Origin of the sequence: Brevibacterium sp. VCM10, from assembly GCF_000583215.1 — a bacterium.
In the GTDB taxonomy this organism is placed as follows: domain Bacteria; phylum Actinomycetota; class Actinomycetes; order Actinomycetales; family Brevibacteriaceae; genus Brevibacterium; species Brevibacterium linens.
In genome coordinates this window covers 13,672-31,074 of sequence record NZ_JAJB01000023.1, presented here as the reverse complement: position 1 = coordinate 31,074, position 17,403 = coordinate 13,672, and the positions used below count along the sequence as shown (strand labels likewise).

Here is a 17,403-nt window from a genome sequence, read left to right as displayed (position 1 = left end):
CAGCGAAGAGCGGTGGAAACCGCCGGCTGAGACTTTAGGTAGGGTGGAGCGTATGAGGCGTGCAAAGATAGTCGCAACTTTAGGTCCGAACCAGAACTCCTATGAAGAGATCCGCGAGCTCGTCGATGAAGGCGTCGATGTCGCCCGATTCAATCTGAGCCACGGAAAACGAGAAGAGCACGAAGAGAAGTTCGCCTGGGTCCGCCAGGCCGCCCTCGACACCGGACGCCCCGTCGCCGTCCTGCTGGACCTCCAGGGTCCGAAGATCCGCGTGGGCACCTTCGCCAACGGGAAGGAAGAGCTCGTCGAAGGGGCCACCTTCACCATCACCAGCCGTGACGTCCCCGGCACCGCGGAGATCGTATCCACGACCCTGCCGACTCTGGCAGAAGACGTGTCCGTGGGAGATCCGCTGCTCATCGACGACGGGCGCCTGCGCCTGCGCGCCACCGAGGTGACCGCCACCGATGTGGTCACCGAGGTCGAGATCGGCGGAACCATCTCCAACCACAAGGGCATCAACCTGCCCGGAGTCCCGGTCTCCGTTCCCGCTCTGTCGGAGAAGGACGTCGACGACCTCAAGTGGGGTCTGCAGCTCGGCTTCGACTGGGTCGCTCTGTCCTTCGTCCGCAGCCCGGAGGACATGAAGGATGTGCGAGCGGTCATGGACGAGGTGGGAATCACCGCTCCGGTCATCGCCAAGCTCGAGAAGCCGCAGGCGGTCGACCAGCTCGATGAGATCATCGATGCCTTCGACGGAATCATGGTCGCCCGCGGCGACCTCGGCGTCGAACTGCCGCTCGAACAGGTCCCGATCGTGCAGAAGCGGGCCGTCGAAATCGCCCGTCAGCAGGCCAAGCCCGTCATCGTGGCCACTCAGATGCTCGAGACGATGATCGACGCACCGCGGCCCACCCGCGCCGAAGCCAGCGACTGCGCGAACGCCGTCCTCGACGGCGCCGATGCGCTCATGCTCTCCGGTGAGACCTCGGTGGGCAGTCACTGGGTCGAAGCGATCCGGACGATGAGCCGGATCATCGGCTCCACCGAAGAGCACGGTCTCGAACGGATTCCCGCGCTGGGCACCGTTCCCCATACGAAGGGCGGAGCCGTCACCGCGGCAGCCGTGCAGATTGCTCAGCAACTGGATATCGACCTTCTGTGCACCTTCTCGCAGACGGGCGATTCGGTGCGGCGCATGTCGCGTCTGCGCCCGGCCTGGCCGATCCTCGGCTTCACCCCCGACCCGCAGGTCCGTCACCAGCTGGCGCTGACCTGGGGAGTCCGGCCGTATCTCGTGAAGACCGTGCGTCACACCGACCAGATGGCTCGCCAGGTCGACGCCGTTCTGCTCGCCGACGGCACGGCTCGCGAAGGCGATCAGAGCATCCTCGTGGCCGGTTCGCCTCCCGGGATCCCCGGCTCGACGAACGCCCTGCGCATCCACACCATCGGCGATGCCGCCAAGGGTGTGACGGCCGCCTACCAGGACGCCTCGGACTCGGAGGAGGATCCGCTGGCCGGGTACGGGGTCGTCGCCGAAGCGCCCATCACCCGCGAGGTGCCGATCGTGCGCGAGGGCCACTCGCCCCGCCACTGATCAACTGCGGTCCGACGCGCCGGCGGCGCCTGTCCTGTCATCACAGGGCAGGCGCCGCCGGCGTTTGCGTGCCCGCGGGCGCGTCGCGAGCCGATTCCAGGATGCGAGACAGATCACAGAAGATCGAGGAATTTCAGGGATTGCTCAACAGTTGTGCTCTGTGTTGCCCAATCCTCCCTGCGGATCACAGAGGGGAGGACCCGCTAGGAGAGGAATTCAATGAGACTGCCCGCGTGGAGCAAGTCCTTCGGAGTGCAGGTGACCATCGCACTCATCGCCGGTGTCATCCTCGGGCTCATCGCCCGCTCATGGGGACCGGTCAGCGACAGTGCTGACAACTGGCTCGGCCAGACCCTGGACACCATCGGCTCGTCGTACGTCACCCTGCTCAAGGCCGCCGTCGTACCGCTGGTGATCACTGCGATCATCGCGAGCATCGGCAACCTGCGCAAGGTCACCAATGCCGCCAGGCTTGCGGTATCGACCCTGCTGTGGTTCGCCCTCACGGCGCTGATCGCCGTCATCCTCGGACTCATCATCGGCATCGTCATGCAGCCCGGCGCCCATGCCGATGCTGCGTCGCTGAGCACCGGCGCTCCCGATTCCCAGGGCAGCTGGCTGGCCTTCCTGACCGGTCTGATCCCGGTGAACTTCCTCGGACTCGAGGTCGCCACGTCGGCGGATGAGGCCGGAGCGCTGACCTCCGATGTCAACTTCAACATCCTCCAGCTCATCATCGTCTCCGGCGCCATCGGCATCGCCGCGGTCAAGGTGGGCAAGGCCGCAGAGCCGTTCCTCCAGTTCACCGAGGCGGCCCTGGCCGTGGTGCAGAAGGTCGTCTGGTGGATCGTGCGGATCGCTCCGATCGGTACGCTCGGCCTCATCGGCAACGCCGTGAACTCCTACGGCTGGTCGACGATGGGATCGCTGCTGTGGTTCGTCGTCGCCGTCTATGTCGGCCTCGCGATCGTCTTCTTCGTCGTCTACCCGGCCCTGGCTCGTGCCAACGGTCTGTCCGTGCGCCAGTACTTCTCCGGAGTCTGGCCGGCCACGCAGATGGGCTTCGTCTCCCGGTCCTCGATCGGCACCATGCCCGTGACGCAGAAGGTCGCCACCGACAACTTCGGGGTGCCCCATTCCTACGCCGCCTTCGCCGTGCCCTTCGGCGCAACGACGAAGATGGACGGCTGCGCGGCGATCTACCCGGCGATCGCGGCGGTGTTCGTCGCTCAGTTCTTCGGCATCGACCTCTCCCTCATCCAGTACCTGCTCATCGTCTTCGTCGCCGTCATCGGTTCGGCCGCCACGGCCGGCACGACCGGTGCGACCGTGATGCTCACCCTGACGCTGTCGACGCTGGGGCTGCCCCTCGAGGGCGTCGGCCTGCTCCTGGCCATCGAACCGATCGTCGACATGGGCCGCACCGCGCTCAACGTCTCCGGTCAGGCACTCATTCCGGCCATCGTGGCCAAGCGCCATGAGATCCTGGACGTCGAACGCTTCGATGCCCCGCGCATCAACGGCTACGTTCCGACCGAGGAAGCTGCCGATGTCGACGAGACCCGCACCGAGGATGCCCACAGCCGGAGTTGATCTCCTCTCAGCCGAGGGACCGGCCGAGCCCGATGTCCTGCAGGTGACATCGCTGCTCGGCCGCCTCGTCGAGGGCCGACCTTCCGACCCCATGTCGACATCGAAGAGGTCGCAGTCGCCCCGCAGGCGCAGGGCAGAGGTGTGGGGAAGGGGCTGCTGGCCGCGCTCGTCCGGGCGGCGCGTGAGAGCGGGACGGAGATCCTCACCCTCGGCCTGCGGCGCTGAATCGGCCGAATGAGCCGAATGGTGTGCACGGGCGGCTTCGAAAATCATAGGTAGTGATCTTGATCAGTGCGTATGCACTTCGAGCCCGCGGGTGCTGACACCCCCGAGGGAATGCAAGAAGGCACTGTCGACAACATGGTCGACAGTGCCTTCGTCTGTACCGGATGCGGGACTCGAACCCGCACGTCTTTCGACAATGCATTTTGAGTGCACCGCGTCTACCGATTCCGCCAATCCGGCTCGTCACGAGCTGTCCTGAAAGGACCGCCTGTGCAACGGGGACGATTCTACTGCGCGCGCGGACCGATTGCACATTCGCCACCCGCCGAGGATGCCCGCCGGTGGCCACCGTCACCGGCCGTGGCCACCCTCACAGAAGAAACTTACCGGTCCGCTGGCCACGACGCTGAGCGCCTGGTCTAGACTGGTGACGTGCTTTCAAACAGCGAAGAATCAACTTCAGATGAGTCCGTGCCGGTCCGCCGCGTAGTCGTGGCCGAAGACGAGGCCGTGATTCGTCTCGATATCGTAGAAATGCTCCGCGAGGTCGGCTATGACGTCGTCGGTGAGGCTGCGGACGGCGAATCCGCCATCCGCCTGGCCGAGGAGCTGCGCCCCGACCTCGTGGTCATGGACATCAAGATGCCGATCCTCGACGGAATCTCCGCGGCTGAGCGCATCGCCCGCGCCCGGATCGCGCCCGTGGTGCTGCTCACCGCCTTCTCGCAGAAGGAGCTCGTCGAGCGTGCCCGCGATGCCGGCGCCATGGCCTATGTCGTCAAGCCGTTCACCTCGGCCGACCTCATCCCGGCATTGGAGATCGCGCTCTCGCGTCACGCCGAGATCAGCTCGCTCGAGTCCGAGATCTCCGATCTCACAGAACGTTTCGAGACCCGCAAGCTCGTCGAACGAGCCAAGAGCCTGCTGCAGACGTCCATGGGGCTGAGCGAACCCGAGGCCTTCCGCTGGATCCAGAAGACCTCGATGGACCGCCGACTGACGATGCGCGAGGTCGCCGAGACCGTGCTCAAGCAGATCGGCAGCAAGAAGTAACCACCTTCCGGACCAGGCAGGTCCGGACCCGGAACTCAAGAAGGCCGGCGGATCCCGAGATGGATTCGCCGGTCTTCTGCGTTCGCTGCGGAAGGTCCTGGCTCGGCCCTTCACCTCCGCCCTTCGATTCGGACCTCAGTCCTTCGGCTCGGTTTTCAGGATCATGTTCGTGATCCGCACGATCGAGAGCAGCCGCCCCGCCTCGTCGGTCATCTTCACTTCATGGGAGACGATCGTGCGTCCCTGGTGGAGCACCTCGGCACGACCGGTGACCACGCCCTCACGTGCGGCACGCAGGTGAGTGGCATTGAGATCGACTCCGACGACGTTCCTACCCCCGGAGAGCAGGTACGAATGCATCGATGCCAGCGACTCGGCGAGGACGACGTGGCCGCCTCCGTGGAAGAGTCCCATCGGCTGCCGATTGCCGACGACCGGGGCCGTGGCCACGACATGGTCATGGGCGAGCTCGACGAATTCGATTCCCATCCTCTCGGCCAGCTCACCACCGGAGCCCGGCCCACGCAGCTGCTCGAGCAGCGTGTCGATCTCCTCAGATGTGGTGTGAGCGGTCAGGGACACGTCGGGACGCAGCATCGGTTCTCCTTCAAGTCAGCTTCGAACGCTAGGCTATGCCATGTGAGTCACTCAAACGAATCCCTCCTGCTCATCGACGGACACTCCCTGGCCTACCGGGCTTTCCATGCCCTGCCGGTCGAGAACTTCTCCACCAGCACCGGTCAGACGACGAACGCCATCTACGGCTTCATCTCGATGCTCATCAACGTCCTCCGCGACGAGGAGCCCAGCCATGTGGCCGTGGCCTTCGACCTCGGACGCCAGACCTTCCGCCTCGAAGAGTACCCCGAGTACAAAGCCGGCCGGGCGAAGACTCCGCCCGAGTTCCATCCGCAGATCGACCTCATCAAGGACATCGTCACGGCGATGGGCATCCGGGTCGTGACGAAGGAGGGCTTCGAAGCCGACGACGCCCTGGCGACGATGGCGAAGATGGGCACCGAGGCCGGCTCGTTCGTCGAGGTGATGAGCGGAGACAAGGATTCGTTCCAGCTCGCCTCCGACCGGGTGACGGTCCTCTACCCGAAACGCGGAGTCAGTGATCTCAACCGGATGACTCCTGCCGCGGTCGAGGAGAAGTACGGGGTCAGCCCCGCGAACTATCGGGGGCTGGCCGCGCTCGTCGGTGAGAAGGCCGATAATCTGCCCGGCGTGCCCGGAGTCGGTGACAAGACCGCGGCCAAATGGCTCACCGCCCACGGCGACCTGCCCGGCGTGCTGGACAACGCCGACAAGATCGGCGGCAAGGTCGGCGAGAAGCTGCGCGACCATATCACCGAGGTGGAGCGGAACTACCGACTCAACCGCCTCCTCGACGACGTCGACCTGGGCCTGGAGTTCGACGACCTGGCCTGGGGCGAAGGCGACCCGGCCGAACTGTCGAGCCTGTTCGATCAGCTCGAGTTCCAAGCCCTCGGCAAGCGTCTGGCCGCGATCTTCCCGGAGGCCGGAGACGATTCCGAGCCGGCCCCGGCCCGCGAGACCACCATCGAGACCGTCGACATCGACACGCTGCTGTCGAAGATCGCCGACCACGATGTGCTCGCGCTCGATTCGGATGCCTCCTTCGAGCTCGGTCACGGTCAGGCCCGGACCCTTGCGGTCTCCGCCGAACCCGGGCAGGCGTGGGTCGTCGACCTCGCCGAGGCGGGGCAGAAAGCCGTCGGCAAGCTCGGTTCCGCCCTGGGCGGGCATGCGCTCATCCTCCACAGCTCGAAGCTGCAGATCAAGGCGTGGGAGTCGATGGGGCTGTCCGTGACCGATATCGCCGGGGACACGGCTCTGGCCGCCTACCTCCTCGTTCCCGATGCCCGTTCCTACGAGCTCGGGCAGATCGCCGCCGACCGCGCCGGCATCGACCTCAGCGAACCCGAAGCTGATTCAGGACAGCTCGCCCTCGACCTCGATTCGGATGCCGCGGTGACCACGCACGGTCAACGCGCCGCCGCTCTGCTCGAAGTCCACGAGGTGCTCGCCGCCGCCGTCGACGACGCGAACATGACGCAGGTGTACCGCGAGATCGAGCTGCCGCTCGTGCCCGTGCTCGCGCGGATGGAAGCGACCGGAATCGCCGTCGACGAGGATGGACTGTCGAATCTCATCGACGAATTCACGAAACAGGCCGAAGCCAGCGCGCAGGAAGCCTACGATGCGATCGGCCACGAGGTGAATCTCGGTTCTCCCAAGCAGCTGCAGACCGTGCTCTTCGACGAACTCGATATGCCCAAGACCAAGCGGACGAAGACCGGCTATACGACGGATGCCGAAGCCCTGGCCGAACTGTTCGTCAAGACCGAACATCCCTTCCTCCAGCATCTGCTGGCCTACCGGGATTCGACAAAGCTCAAGCAGACCGTGGTCGGACTGCTGAAGACCGTCGCCGACGACGGCCGCATCCACACCACGTACCAGCAGACCGTGGCTGCCACCGGACGGCTCTCCTCGCTGGAGCCGAACCTGCAGAACATTCCGGTGCGGACCGAATCGGGCCGACGCATCCGGGAGATCTTCATCGCCGATCCCGAGGTGTCGGGTGGGACTCTGCTCACCGCCGACTACTCGCAGATCGAAATGCGGATCATGGCTCACCTGTCCGGCGACGACGCGCTCATCCAGGCGTTCAAGGACGGCGAGGACCTCCACTCCTATGTCGGCTCGAAGGTCTTCGGCGTCGGTATCGACGAAGTCGACTCCGAGATGCGTTCGAAGGTCAAGGCCATGTCCTACGGGCTGGTGTACGGACTCTCCGCCTACGGGCTCTCCCGGCAGCTGGCGATCGGGGTCGATGAAGCCAAGGGGCTGATGGACCAGTACTTCGAACGGTTCGGGGCCGTCAAGGACTACCTCGACGACATCGTCGAACAGGCCCGCGCCAAGGGGTTCACAGAGACCATCATGGGCCGCCGCCGCTATCTGCCGGCGCTGCACAGTGACCGCCGACAGCTGCGGGACATGGCCGAGCGCGCCGCACTCAACGCACCGATCCAGGGGTCGGCCGCCGACATCATGAAGATCGCCATGCTCAGGGTCGCCGCGCGGCTGCAGGACCTGCACTCGCCGATGCTGCTGCAGGTTCATGACGAGATCATCGTCGACGTCCGCCCTGATGAGATCGACGAGGTGACGACGATCGTCACGGAGGAGATGGGGTCGGCGTTCGAGCTCGATGTGCCCCTCGACGTCAACGTCGGCACCGGCCGCTCCTGGCATGCCGCCGCCCACTGACCACCCGTCGCTCGTTCAGGGCCCGACGCACTCTTCGCGGCGTGCACCTGCCGCGGAGCGTGCTCACACGTGTTCGAGGGCGCCGGGCGCGGGGGACCGGTCGGAGACGTCAGCGTGCTCGGCTGAGCGGCACCTCAGTCTGTGGTCAGTGTGGTGGAGAAGATCACGGTGCCGGGCATGAGCGCTCCGCGCAGCGGTGACCAACCGCCCCAGGCGGTCCGATTCTCTTCCGGCCATTCGGGTTCGGTCACCGAATCGATCGTGAAGCCGGCCTCGACGAGCAGACGGACCCAATCGCTCATCGTGCGATGGTGCTCGGCGTAGACGGGCTGACCGTCGGAGGACAGTTCGACGTACGGTGTGCGGTCGAAATACGAGTACTCGACGGTCAGACCGGCCTCACCCGGAACATCGGGGAACATCCACCGCATCGGGTGAGTCGTCGAGAAGACCCACTGTCCGCCGTTGCGCAGCACTCGGGCCACCTCGGCGAAGACGACCTCGGCGTCTTTGACGAAGGGCAGGGCACCGTAGGAGGAGAACGCGCGATCGAAGCTGTTCGATGCGAACGGCAGCTGTCGGGCATCGGCGAGGAGAAACGTCGGGGGAGTCGCCTCGGCGCTCAGGGGATGTTCGCGCTGCAGACGCGAGGCCTGCTCGAGCATTCCGGCGGAGACGTCGACACCTGTGGTGATCGCGCCCTGCTCGGCCAGCCACCGGGAGCACTGACCGGCACCGCAGCCGACCTCGAGAACCTGCTTCCGGGCGACATCGCCGAGGAGGCGCACATCGGATTCGTGAATTCCTTCCGGACACCAGATGAAATCCGAAGCCCCGAGGAACGTGCCGTGTTCGGCGAGATACTCCTCGGCCGAGTTGTCCCAATAGCTGCGATTGGCCCGGACGGAAGCCTCTTCGTCGATCGGGAGATAGCCACCGCTGATGACCTCGGCTCCGTCAGTTCCTTCGCTCATGGTTCCTCCGTGGCACCAGGTGGTGATGATTCGTCTCTTCGGCGTGCATTCACACCCGAAAAGGTGCTAGCATTGACAACCGTATGCGCCTGTGCATACAAGTCCAAATTCGCATTCGAGACCGGATTCGGTTCTTGCGGCAACTTACACGACCTGTCGCCAGGGTACCGGATCTGGACCAATATTCCATCGGAGTCCCTACCTATATGACCACCACCACGCCGGAATCGGTGCAGCCGAAGCAGGTCGCTGTCAACGACATCGGAACCGCTGAGGATTTCCTCGCCGCCGTCGATGAGACCATCAAGTACTTCAACGATGGCGACATCGTTGAGGGCGAAGTCGTCAAAGTCGACCGTGACGAAGTCCTCGTCGACATCGGATACAAGACGGAAGGCGTCATCCTCGCACGTGAGCTTTCCATCAAGCACGATGTCGATCCCGGCGAAGTCGTCGAGGTCGGGGACGAAATCGAAGCCCTCGTTCTTCAGAAGGAAGACAAAGAGGGTCGTCTCATGCTGTCGAAGAAGCGCGCTCAGTACGAGCGTGCGTGGGGCGACATCGAGAAGATCAAGGAAGACGACGGCGTTGTCACCGGCACCGTCATCGAGGTTGTCAAGGGCGGCCTGATCGTCGACATCGGACTGCGTGGCTTCCTGCCCGCGTCCCTCGTCGAGATGCGCCGCGTCCGCGACCTCGCCCCCTACATCGGCCAGCAGGTCGAAGCCAAGATCATCGAGCTCGACAAGAACCGCAACAACGTGGTCCTGTCGCGCCGTGCCTGGCTCGAGCAGACCCAGTCGGCCGTCCGTCACGACTTCCTGCAGACCCTGCAGAAGGGCCAGGTCCGTCCTGGTGTCGTGTCCTCCATCGTCAACTTCGGTGCGTTCGTCGACCTCGGTGGTGTCGACGGACTCGTCCACGTCTCCGAACTGTCCTGGAAGCACATCGATCACCCGGGTGAGGTCGTCACCGTGGGCGACGAAGTCACCGTCGAGGTTCTCGACGTCGACATGGACCGTGAGCGCGTTTCGCTGTCGCTCAAGGCCACCCAGGAAGATCCTTGGCAGCACTTCGCTCGCACGCACGTCATCGGACAGATCGTGCCGGGCAAGGTCACCAAGCTCGTTCCGTTCGGTGCATTCGTGCGCGTCGAAGACGGCATCGAAGGCCTCGTCCACATCTCCGAGCTGGCCGTGCGCCACGTGGATCTGCCCGAGCAGGTCGTTTCGGTCGACGAGACCATCTACGTCAAGGTCATCGACATCGACCTCGAACGCCGCCGCATCTCGCTGTCGCTGAAGCAGGCGAACGAAGGCGTCGACCCCGAGGCCGAAGAGTTCCTCGACCCCGCTCTGTACGGCATGCCGCAGGAGTACGACGAGGACGGCAACTACAAGTACCCCGAGGGCTTCGATCCCGAGACCAACGAATGGGTCGAGGGCTACGAGGCTCAGCGCGAGACCTGGGAGCAGCAGTACGCCGCCGCTCAGGAACGCTGGGAAGAGCACAAGAAGCAGGTCGCCAAGGCCATCGCAGCGGATGCCGAGGCCTCCGCAGCCGATGCCGTCGGTTCTGCCGAAGCCGCTCCGGCCACCGGATCGTTCTCCTCCGAAGAGGCGAACGACGAGGGCACCCTGGCCAGCGACGAAGCTCTCGCAGCCCTGCGTGAGAAGCTTGCAGGCAGCTGATAGCAGCCATCACTTGGGCTCCCGGTCGGAAGGCCGGGAGCCCTTTGTGTATGCCCCCACGACTCGAGAGCGCCTGCGCCCCTGGCTGTGGTACGCCCTCCTCCTCTGCGTCGGCAGCCTGACCGTCTTCGGCTCCGTCGCCGCGGACCCCGGCGGCAGCGTCGTCGCTTCCAATGACGACACCTCACTGTTCATCTGGTGGCTCGGGCACGCCGCGCAGGTTCTCGCAGACATCCTCGGATTCGGACCGGGGGAAACCGGCGGCCTGCTGTACACGGAATCGATGAACGCCCTCGGCGGGGGAGTCAACGGAGCCTGGAACACCTCGCTCGCAGGGTTTGCGATCCTGCTCGCTCCCGTGACGTGGGTGGCCGGCCCCATCGTGAGCTACAACCTCCTCATCCTCGCCTTCCCGGTGCTCGGCAGCCTGGCCGCAGCCGTACTCTTCCGACGCTTCCTCGACCATCTGTCCGCTTTCCTCGCCGCTGCCGGGGTCGGCTTCTCCAGCTATGTCATCGCCCAGCTCGGCGGCCACCCGAACCTCGCCTATGTCGTCACCCCGCCCCTGACCGCGTGGGCGATCCTCGCTCTCCTCGACCTCGGCCGCGCGATACAGGCGGATCCCGGCCGTCCTCTGCTGCGCAGTCGCCGCCTCTGGGCGCTCGGCGGAGGTTTCGGGCTCCTCCTCGGCTTCCAGTTCTACGTCTCCACCGAAGTTCTGGCCGGAACCTTCCTCGCCGCACTCTGCTTCCTGGCCAGCCTCGCCGTCTTCGGACGCCGCCTCTACCGCGCCCGGTCATGGGTCGCCCTCGGTCTCGGTTCCGCAGTCGCCGGCTGCATCGCCTTGCTGTGTGCGATCCCGCTGCTGGTGACCATGTCCGGGCCGAACGCCCCACAGGGCGCCATTCGCCCACACGGAGTATGGAACACCGACCTGCTCGACCCGATCCTGCCTGCGGCCCCGGCCTGGCTGAGCTCCGGGGTCTCCCCGCTGCCCCGGATCATGGAGATCGACCCGGCCGAACTCGGCGCCTACATCGGCGTACCGGCTCTGGTGGCCTCCGTGCTCATCGTCGCCGGCCTCGGCCGCCGCTCCGTGTCTGCGGTGCCGGTGCGCATCGCGGCCGCAACCGGATTCCTCGTCTTCCTGCTGGCGTTGGGTTCCCCGATCCTCCTGGGCGGCCGCGTGCTTGTCGAGACCGGTCCGTTCGCGCTCGTCGAGGCCGTCCCCGTACTCAACAACATCCTGCCCATGCGGCTCGTCTTCCACTCGACGATCGCGCTGTTCGCCGTGCTCGGAATCGGCCTCCAGTGGGCCCTGAGCCACCGGAAGCTGCGTCGCGCCCGCGCCCTCCTCATCCTGCTCGTCCTTTCCGCCGTTGCCATCCTCCCCGCTCCGCAGACCGCCCATGAGGTGACAGTTCCGGACTTCTACGAGGAATCGATCGCCGAGGTGGTCCCCGTCGGATCCGTCGTCAAGACTGTCCCCCGCCCCCTCGCATGGGCCGAGCCCCACGCCGACGAAGCCATGGTGTGGCAGTCGGTGAGCGGATTCCGCTACCGCGAGACCGGCGGTTACTTCATCGGTTCGAGCCCGGAATCGCCGGTGACCTATTCCGCCCCCGAGGATGCCCTCGACGAAGTGCTCCACGCCTCCGTCTTCGACGGTGAGCCCATGCCGGGCGCGGACAGTCCGGAAGTCGCCTCGGCGATCGCCGAACTGAGGGAGACCGGGGTCGACTTCATCGTTCTCGCGCCCGAAGCTCCGCTGCTGCCGGGAGGCGACGGAGACTATGCGGAATTCCTCGATGCCGCCGTCGGAGATCCGATCTTCGCCGAGGAGGGAGTGCGGGTGTACCGACTGGATCAGTAAGATGATCCCATGCTGAGAATCGGTCTCACCGGTGGAATCGGCGCCGGAAAGTCAACGGTGTCCGCAATGCTCGTCGAACACGGGGCTGTGCTCGTCGACGCCGACAGGATCGCCCGCGAAGTCGTCGAACCCGGACAGCCGCTGCTCGAGAAGCTGGCCGAGGCCTTCGGGCCGCAGGTGCTGCACTCCGACGGTTCGCTCGACCGGCAGGCACTGGCCGCGGCAGCCTTCGTCGACTCCGACCACACAGCACGGCTCAACGGCCTGATGCATCCGGCGATCCGCGACCGCACCGCCGAACACTTCGCCAGACACGCCGACGCCGAGATCGTCGTCCACGACGTTCCGCTGCTCGTCGAGAACGACATGACACCGGCCTACCACCTCAATCTCCTCGTCGACGTGCCCGCCGAGGTGCGCCTTCAGCGGCTCATGGACTCCCGCGGAATGGACCGCGACGACGCCGCCGCACGGATCTCCCGCCAAGCCGATGACGACACCCGCCGAGCAGCCTGCGATGTCACCATTGACAACTCCGGTCCCGTCGACGAGACGAAGGCCGCGGTCGCCCGGCTCATCGAATCCCGGATCCGCCCCTTCGCCGCCAATCTCGCGTCCGGGCAGCGGGCACCGAAGGCAGCCCTCGAACTCGTCGATCCCGCGGATGCCGACTGGATCGGTGACGCGCAGAGAGCGATCAGGAAGCTGCGACACGGCACGGGCGAGAAGTTCGCCATCGAACATATCGGCTCCACCTCTGTGCCGGGACTGCCAGCCAAGGACGTCATCGATCTGCAGCTCCTCGTCCCCGATCTCACCGCCGCCAGGGAGCTGGCACCCCGACTGGCCGAACTCGGTTATCCGGGAGCCGAGATGTGCGACCACCTCGGCGAAGAGTCGACCGAAGGGAAATGGTTCCACGCGAACACGGACCCCGGCCGCGCCGTCAATCTGCATGTGCGCACCGCGGACTCGGTCGGTGTGCGCTTCGCCCGCGCATTCCGTGACCTGCTCATCGCAGACCCGGGGGAGCGGGACCGTTACCTCGAGTTGAAGAGAGACCGTGTGGCCGAAGCCAAGGCTGCGGGCGGGACGAACGGGCAGATGATACGAACATATGCGGAATCGAAGGAACCGTACTTCCTGCAGATGCGCCGCCGACTGGTGCCCGACAGCTTCGACTGACACGCTGACACATGTCGGCAGGCACTTCGCCGAGGCTGTCGTTCCGACTCCGATCTGCCCAATGTCAGGGGCGGGGGCTAGGGTTGGACTATGAGCTCAGAACGCCCCCTGCCAGCTATCGGCCACCGCCCCGACGTCACCCGCGAAGTGGCGCCCTTCGAGGTCGTCTCCGAGTACTCTCCCTCCGGTGACCAACCGACGGCGATCCGAGAGATCTCCGACCGGCTCGACGCAGGAGAGCGGGACATCGTCCTCCTCGGTGCCACCGGCACAGGCAAGTCGGCGACGACGGCATGGCTCATCGAGCAGGTGCAGAGACCGACCCTGATCATGGCGCCGAACAAAACTCTCGCCGCGCAGCTGGCGAACGAGTTCCGACAGTTGCTGCCCAACAACGCGGTCGAGTACTTCGTCTCCTACTACGACTACTACCAGCCGGAAGCCTATGTGCCGCAGACGGACACGTTCATCGAGAAGGACTCCTCGATCAACGACGAAGTCGAACGTCTCCGGCACTCGGCCACGAACTCGCTGCTGACCAGACGCGACGTCGTCGTGGTCTCGACGGTGTCGTGCATCTACGGTCTCGGCACACCCGAGGAGTACGTCGACCGGATGGTCACCCTTCACAAGGGCGACGAATGCGATCGGGACGAACTGCTCAAACGCTTCGTGTCGATGCAGTACGCCCGCAATGATATGGCCTTCACCCGCGGGACTTTCCGTGTGCGCGGAGACACCGTCGAGATCATCCCGCAGTACGAGGAGCTCGCGCTGCGCATCGAGTTCTTCGGCGACGAGATCGAATCGCTGCAGACCCTCCACCCCCTGACGGGTGAGATCGTCCGCGACGAGGAGACCATCCACGTGTTCCCGGCCAGCCACTATGTCGCCGGTGAGAACCGGATGGCGAAGGCCATCAGCGGGATCGAGGACGAGCTGCAGAAGCAGCTGAGCGAATTCGAGTCTCAGAACAAGCTGCTCGAAGCGCAGCGGCTGAAGATGCGCACGACCTATGACCTCGAGATGATGGAATCGATGGGCTTCACCTCCGGCATCGAGAACTACTCCCGGCATATCGACGGTCGCGCACCCGGTTCGGCACCGAACTGTCTGCTCGACTACTTCCCCGAGGACTTCCTCCTCGTCATCGACGAATCGCATGTCACCGTCCCGCAGATCGGCGGCATGTACGAAGGGGATATGTCACGCAAGCGCACGCTCGTCGAACACGGATTCCGCCTGCCCAGCGCCATGGACAACCGGCCGCTGAAGTTCGACGAGTTCCGGGAGCGGGTGGGACAGAGCGTGTACCTGTCGGCCACGCCCGGCAACTTCGAACTCGGCAACTCCAACGGCTACGTCCAGCAGATCATCCGCCCCACCGGCCTCGTCGACCCGGAGATCAAGGTCAAACCGACGAAGGGGCAGATCGACGACCTGCTCGATGAGATCAAGACACGCGTCGATGCGAATGAGCGTGTGCTCGTGACCACGCTGACGAAGAAGATGGCCGAAGATCTCACCGACTATCTGCTCGAACACGATATCCGGGTCCAATACCTCCACTCCGACGTCGACACCCTGCGTCGTGTGGAACTGCTCACAGAACTGCGCGCCGGTGAATTCGATGTGCTGGTCGGCATCAACCTGCTGCGGGAGGGCCTCGACCTGCCCGAGGTCTCCCTCGTGGCGATCCTCGATGCCGACAAGGAAGGCTTCCTCCGGTCGTCGACATCGCTCATCCAGACGGTCGGTCGTGCCGCTCGCAACCTCAACGGCCAGGTGCACATGTACGCCGACACCATCACGGATTCGATGCGCACGGCCATCGACGAGACCGACCGCAGGCGTGCCATACAGATCGCCTACAACGACGAGCACGGAATCGATCCGGCGCCGCTGGTCAAGCGGATCGCAGATATCACCGAACGACTGCAGCGTGAGGACGAGGACACGCGTGAGCTGCTCACGGAGTTCGACTACGGCAAGGGAAAACGCGGTTACAACTCGACCCTGACCGACGAACAGAGGGAAGCCGCGGGCCAAAGCGGTTCGCTCCGCCCGCCGGCCGCTGACCTCACAGAACTCATCGAATCGCTGACCTCGCAGATGCATTCGGCTGCCGCGGAACTGCAGTTCGAGCTCGCCGCACGTCTGCGCGATGAGCTCTCCGACCTCAAGCAGGAGCTGCGTCAGATGAAAGAGGCCGGGCACGCCTGAGCCGCACCGGTGACGCGCGAGCGATGCTCGCGTGTTTATACTGGTGTGCTGGCGAAAGGGAGTATCCCGTCCATCCGCGGTCGTCACCACGACTCCACACAGGGGTCCGGACGCGGAGCGCACGCAGATTCACCGCGTGGGAGAGACTTTCGACCTGGATACATCCTATTCACCACGAAAGGCATCCATGGATATCCTGTCCTCCACGCTGGCCGCCGGCGGCAACGCCGCTGCAGCGAGCGAATCTCCGATTCCCGTCTGGTTCATGATCACCTCGGGAATCATCGTCGTTGCGATCCTCGTCTTCGACCTCCTCCTCGTCGTCAAACGACCACACACCCCGTCGATGCGCGAAGCGAGCATCTGGGTCGCCTTCTACGTCGCCCTGGCGCTGGTCTTCGCCGGTGCGCTGTTCGCCATCGGCGATGCCCAGCACGGCAGCGAATTCCTCACCGGCTGGCTGCTCGAGTACTCGTTGAGCATCGACAACCTGTTCGTCTTCATCATCATCATGGGCAGCTTCTCGGTACCGCGGAAGTACCAGCAGGAAGTGCTCATGGTCGGCATCATCATCGCCATCGTCTTCCGCGGCATCTTCATTCTCGCGGGTGCGGCGATCATCAGCGCCTTCGTCGAGGTCTTCTTCATCTTCGGCATCTTCCTCCTCATCGTCGCCTACCGGCAGGCCTTCAGCTCCGAAGACGAAGGAGACGGCGAGAACGGCCTCATCCGGTTCCTGCGGAAGCGGATCAACGTCGTCGACGAATACCACGGCAACAAGCTGCGTGTGACCCTCGACGACAACAAGAAGTACTGGACCCCGATGTTCATCGTGTTCATCGCCATCGGTTCGACCGATGTGATGTTCGCGCTCGACTCGATCCCCGCGATCTTCGGCGTCACCCAGAACGCGTTCCTCGTGTTCACCGCGAACGTGTTCGCCCTCATGGGACTGCGTCAGCTGTACTTCCTGCTCGGAGGGCTCGTCGACAAGCTCGTCTACCTCCACTACGGAATCGCTGCGATCCTCGGCTTCATCGGCGTCAAACTCATCATCCACGCTCTGCATTCGAGCGATTGGGAGTTCCTCTCCTGGGGTCATTCGATCCCCGAAGTGCCGACCTGGCTGTCTCTGACTTTCATCGTCTTCGCCATGGTGGTGGCCACTCTGGCCTCACTGATGAAGATGAAGAAGGACGGCATCTCATTCCGAGACATGAGCACCGACGAGTCCGAAAAGGCCTGAGCCGACCGGACCCGGTCATTCAGGCGCGGGTTCGGAGCCGGCGCAGAACGAGCGGGGTCCGTCTCGATCTCTCGAGACGGACCCCGCTCCGCTCTGCTCTGCCGGGCGGACCCGGACGCGCGGTGCCGCCCTCAGCCCTGGGCGAAGGGTCCGAACACGGGGGTCCACTCGCGGATGTCCGTCGACTCGATGACTCCGAGCGACGCATAGGGATCGGCCGCGAGGTGGCCCTCGACCTCTCCACGGTCGGCGGCGCTGAAGATCAGCAGTCCTCCCGGCTGGGGATCGTTGTCCAGGGGACCGGATGCCAGGATCGTCCCGGCCTCATTCATCTCCGCCTGCCAGCGTCGGTGCGCAGGGCGGTGCTCCATCCGCGTATCCGTATCGGGACCATAGTGATAGGTGACGGCGAAGACCGGCATGTGTGACTCCTCGGT

Annotated in this window: 13 protein-coding genes and 1 tRNA gene; 10 read left to right on the top strand and 4 right to left on the bottom strand. The window is 64.8% G+C overall.

Annotation, left to right across the window (positions count from 1 at the left end):
- Positions 1–52 precede the first annotated feature (52 nt).
- The 3 genes from pyk (at position 53) to AD89_RS20635 (ending at position 3,418) form a co-directional block, all read left to right on the top strand.
- Complete coding sequence (gene pyk, locus AD89_RS0106520; protein ID WP_025777799.1) at positions 53–1,600, top strand: pyruvate kinase; 1,548 nt, start codon at positions 53–55, stop codon at positions 1,598–1,600.
- 219 nt (positions 1,601–1,819) lie between these two features.
- Positions 1,820–3,193, top strand: a complete 1,374-nt coding sequence (locus tag AD89_RS18250) for a dicarboxylate/amino acid:cation symporter (RefSeq protein ID WP_035320145.1) — start codon at positions 1,820–1,822, stop codon at positions 3,191–3,193.
- A 48-nt stretch (positions 3,194–3,241) separates the two neighbouring features.
- Positions 3,242–3,418 (top strand): GNAT family N-acetyltransferase, encoded by a 177-nt coding sequence (locus AD89_RS20635; protein WP_081770363.1) that lies wholly within the window; start codon positions 3,242–3,244, stop codon positions 3,416–3,418.
- Between the two features lie 158 nt (positions 3,419–3,576).
- On the opposite strand, the gene AD89_RS0106505 is transcribed toward AD89_RS20635, so the two are convergent.
- A tRNA-Leu gene (locus AD89_RS0106505) sits at positions 3,577–3,658 on the bottom strand.
- A 192-nt stretch (positions 3,659–3,850) separates the two neighbouring features.
- Here AD89_RS0106505 and AD89_RS0106500 point away from each other — a divergent pair.
- Positions 3,851–4,471, top strand: coding sequence for an ANTAR domain-containing response regulator (locus AD89_RS0106500; RefSeq protein WP_035320143.1), 621 nt, complete (start codon positions 3,851–3,853; stop codon positions 4,469–4,471).
- 135 nt (positions 4,472–4,606) lie between these two features.
- Here the strand turns inward: AD89_RS0106500 and AD89_RS0106495 are convergent, their stop codons facing one another.
- Complete coding sequence (locus AD89_RS0106495) at positions 4,607–5,068, bottom strand: PaaI family thioesterase (RefSeq protein WP_025777797.1); 462 nt, start codon at positions 5,066–5,068, stop codon at positions 4,607–4,609.
- Between the two features lie 42 nt (positions 5,069–5,110).
- Here AD89_RS0106495 and polA point away from each other — a divergent pair, with 42 nt between their 5' ends.
- Positions 5,111–7,774, top strand: coding sequence for a DNA polymerase I (gene polA, locus AD89_RS0106490; protein ID WP_025777796.1), 2,664 nt, complete (start codon positions 5,111–5,113; stop codon positions 7,772–7,774).
- A 134-nt stretch (positions 7,775–7,908) separates the two neighbouring features.
- Here polA and AD89_RS0106485 read toward each other — a convergent pair whose 3' ends face one another.
- A complete protein-coding gene (locus AD89_RS0106485; protein WP_025777795.1) occupies positions 7,909–8,748 on the bottom strand; it encodes a class I SAM-dependent methyltransferase in 840 nt (279 codons plus the stop codon).
- Positions 8,749–8,954: 206 nt separating this feature from the next.
- Here AD89_RS0106485 and rpsA point away from each other — a divergent pair, with 206 nt between their 5' ends.
- The 5 genes from rpsA (at position 8,955) to AD89_RS0106460 (ending at position 16,966) form a co-directional block, all read left to right on the top strand.
- On the top strand, positions 8,955–10,439 hold the full coding sequence (rpsA, locus tag AD89_RS0106480; protein WP_025777794.1) for a 30S ribosomal protein S1: 1,485 nt from the start codon (positions 8,955–8,957) through the stop codon (positions 10,437–10,439).
- Between the two features lie 46 nt (positions 10,440–10,485).
- Complete coding sequence (locus tag AD89_RS0106475) at positions 10,486–12,312, top strand: hypothetical protein (RefSeq protein ID WP_025777793.1); 1,827 nt, start codon at positions 10,486–10,488, stop codon at positions 12,310–12,312.
- Between the two features lie 9 nt (positions 12,313–12,321).
- On the top strand, positions 12,322–13,497 hold the full coding sequence (gene coaE, locus AD89_RS0106470; RefSeq protein WP_025777792.1) for a dephospho-CoA kinase: 1,176 nt from the start codon (positions 12,322–12,324) through the stop codon (positions 13,495–13,497).
- 90 nt (positions 13,498–13,587) lie between these two features.
- Complete coding sequence (uvrB, locus tag AD89_RS0106465) at positions 13,588–15,720, top strand: excinuclease ABC subunit UvrB (protein WP_025777791.1); 2,133 nt, start codon at positions 13,588–13,590, stop codon at positions 15,718–15,720.
- Positions 15,721–15,907: 187 nt separating this feature from the next.
- Positions 15,908–16,966, top strand: a complete 1,059-nt coding sequence (locus AD89_RS0106460; RefSeq protein ID WP_025777790.1) for a TerC family protein — start codon at positions 15,908–15,910, stop codon at positions 16,964–16,966.
- 131 nt (positions 16,967–17,097) lie between these two features.
- Here AD89_RS0106460 and AD89_RS0106455 read toward each other — a convergent pair whose 3' ends face one another.
- Complete coding sequence (locus tag AD89_RS0106455; RefSeq protein ID WP_025777789.1) at positions 17,098–17,388, bottom strand: YciI family protein; 291 nt, start codon at positions 17,386–17,388, stop codon at positions 17,098–17,100.
- Positions 17,389–17,403: the final 15 nt, after the last annotated feature.

Excerpts from the sequence above, each read along its gene's own strand:
- pyk (WP_025777799.1), top strand. The coding sequence starts at position 53 with ATGAGGCGTGCAAAGATAGTCGCAACTTTAGGTCCGAACCAGAACTCC.
- AD89_RS18250 (WP_035320145.1), top strand. The coding sequence starts at position 1,820 with ATGAGACTGCCCGCGTGGAGCAAGTCCTTCGGAGTGCAGGTGACCATC.
- AD89_RS0106495 (WP_025777797.1), bottom strand. The coding sequence starts at position 5,068 with ATGCTGCGTCCCGACGTGTCCCTGACCGCTCACACCACATCTGAGGAG.
- AD89_RS0106485 (WP_025777795.1), bottom strand. The coding sequence starts at position 8,748 with ATGAGCGAAGGAACTGACGGAGCCGAGGTCATCAGCGGTGGCTATCTC.
- rpsA (WP_025777794.1), top strand. The coding sequence starts at position 8,955 with ATGACCACCACCACGCCGGAATCGGTGCAGCCGAAGCAGGTCGCTGTC.
- coaE (WP_025777792.1), top strand. The coding sequence starts at position 12,322 with ATGCTGAGAATCGGTCTCACCGGTGGAATCGGCGCCGGAAAGTCAACG.
- uvrB (WP_025777791.1), top strand. The coding sequence starts at position 13,588 with ATGAGCTCAGAACGCCCCCTGCCAGCTATCGGCCACCGCCCCGACGTC.
- AD89_RS0106460 (WP_025777790.1), top strand. The coding sequence starts at position 15,908 with ATGGATATCCTGTCCTCCACGCTGGCCGCCGGCGGCAACGCCGCTGCA.
- AD89_RS0106455 (WP_025777789.1), bottom strand. The coding sequence starts at position 17,388 with ATGCCGGTCTTCGCCGTCACCTATCACTATGGTCCCGATACGGATACG.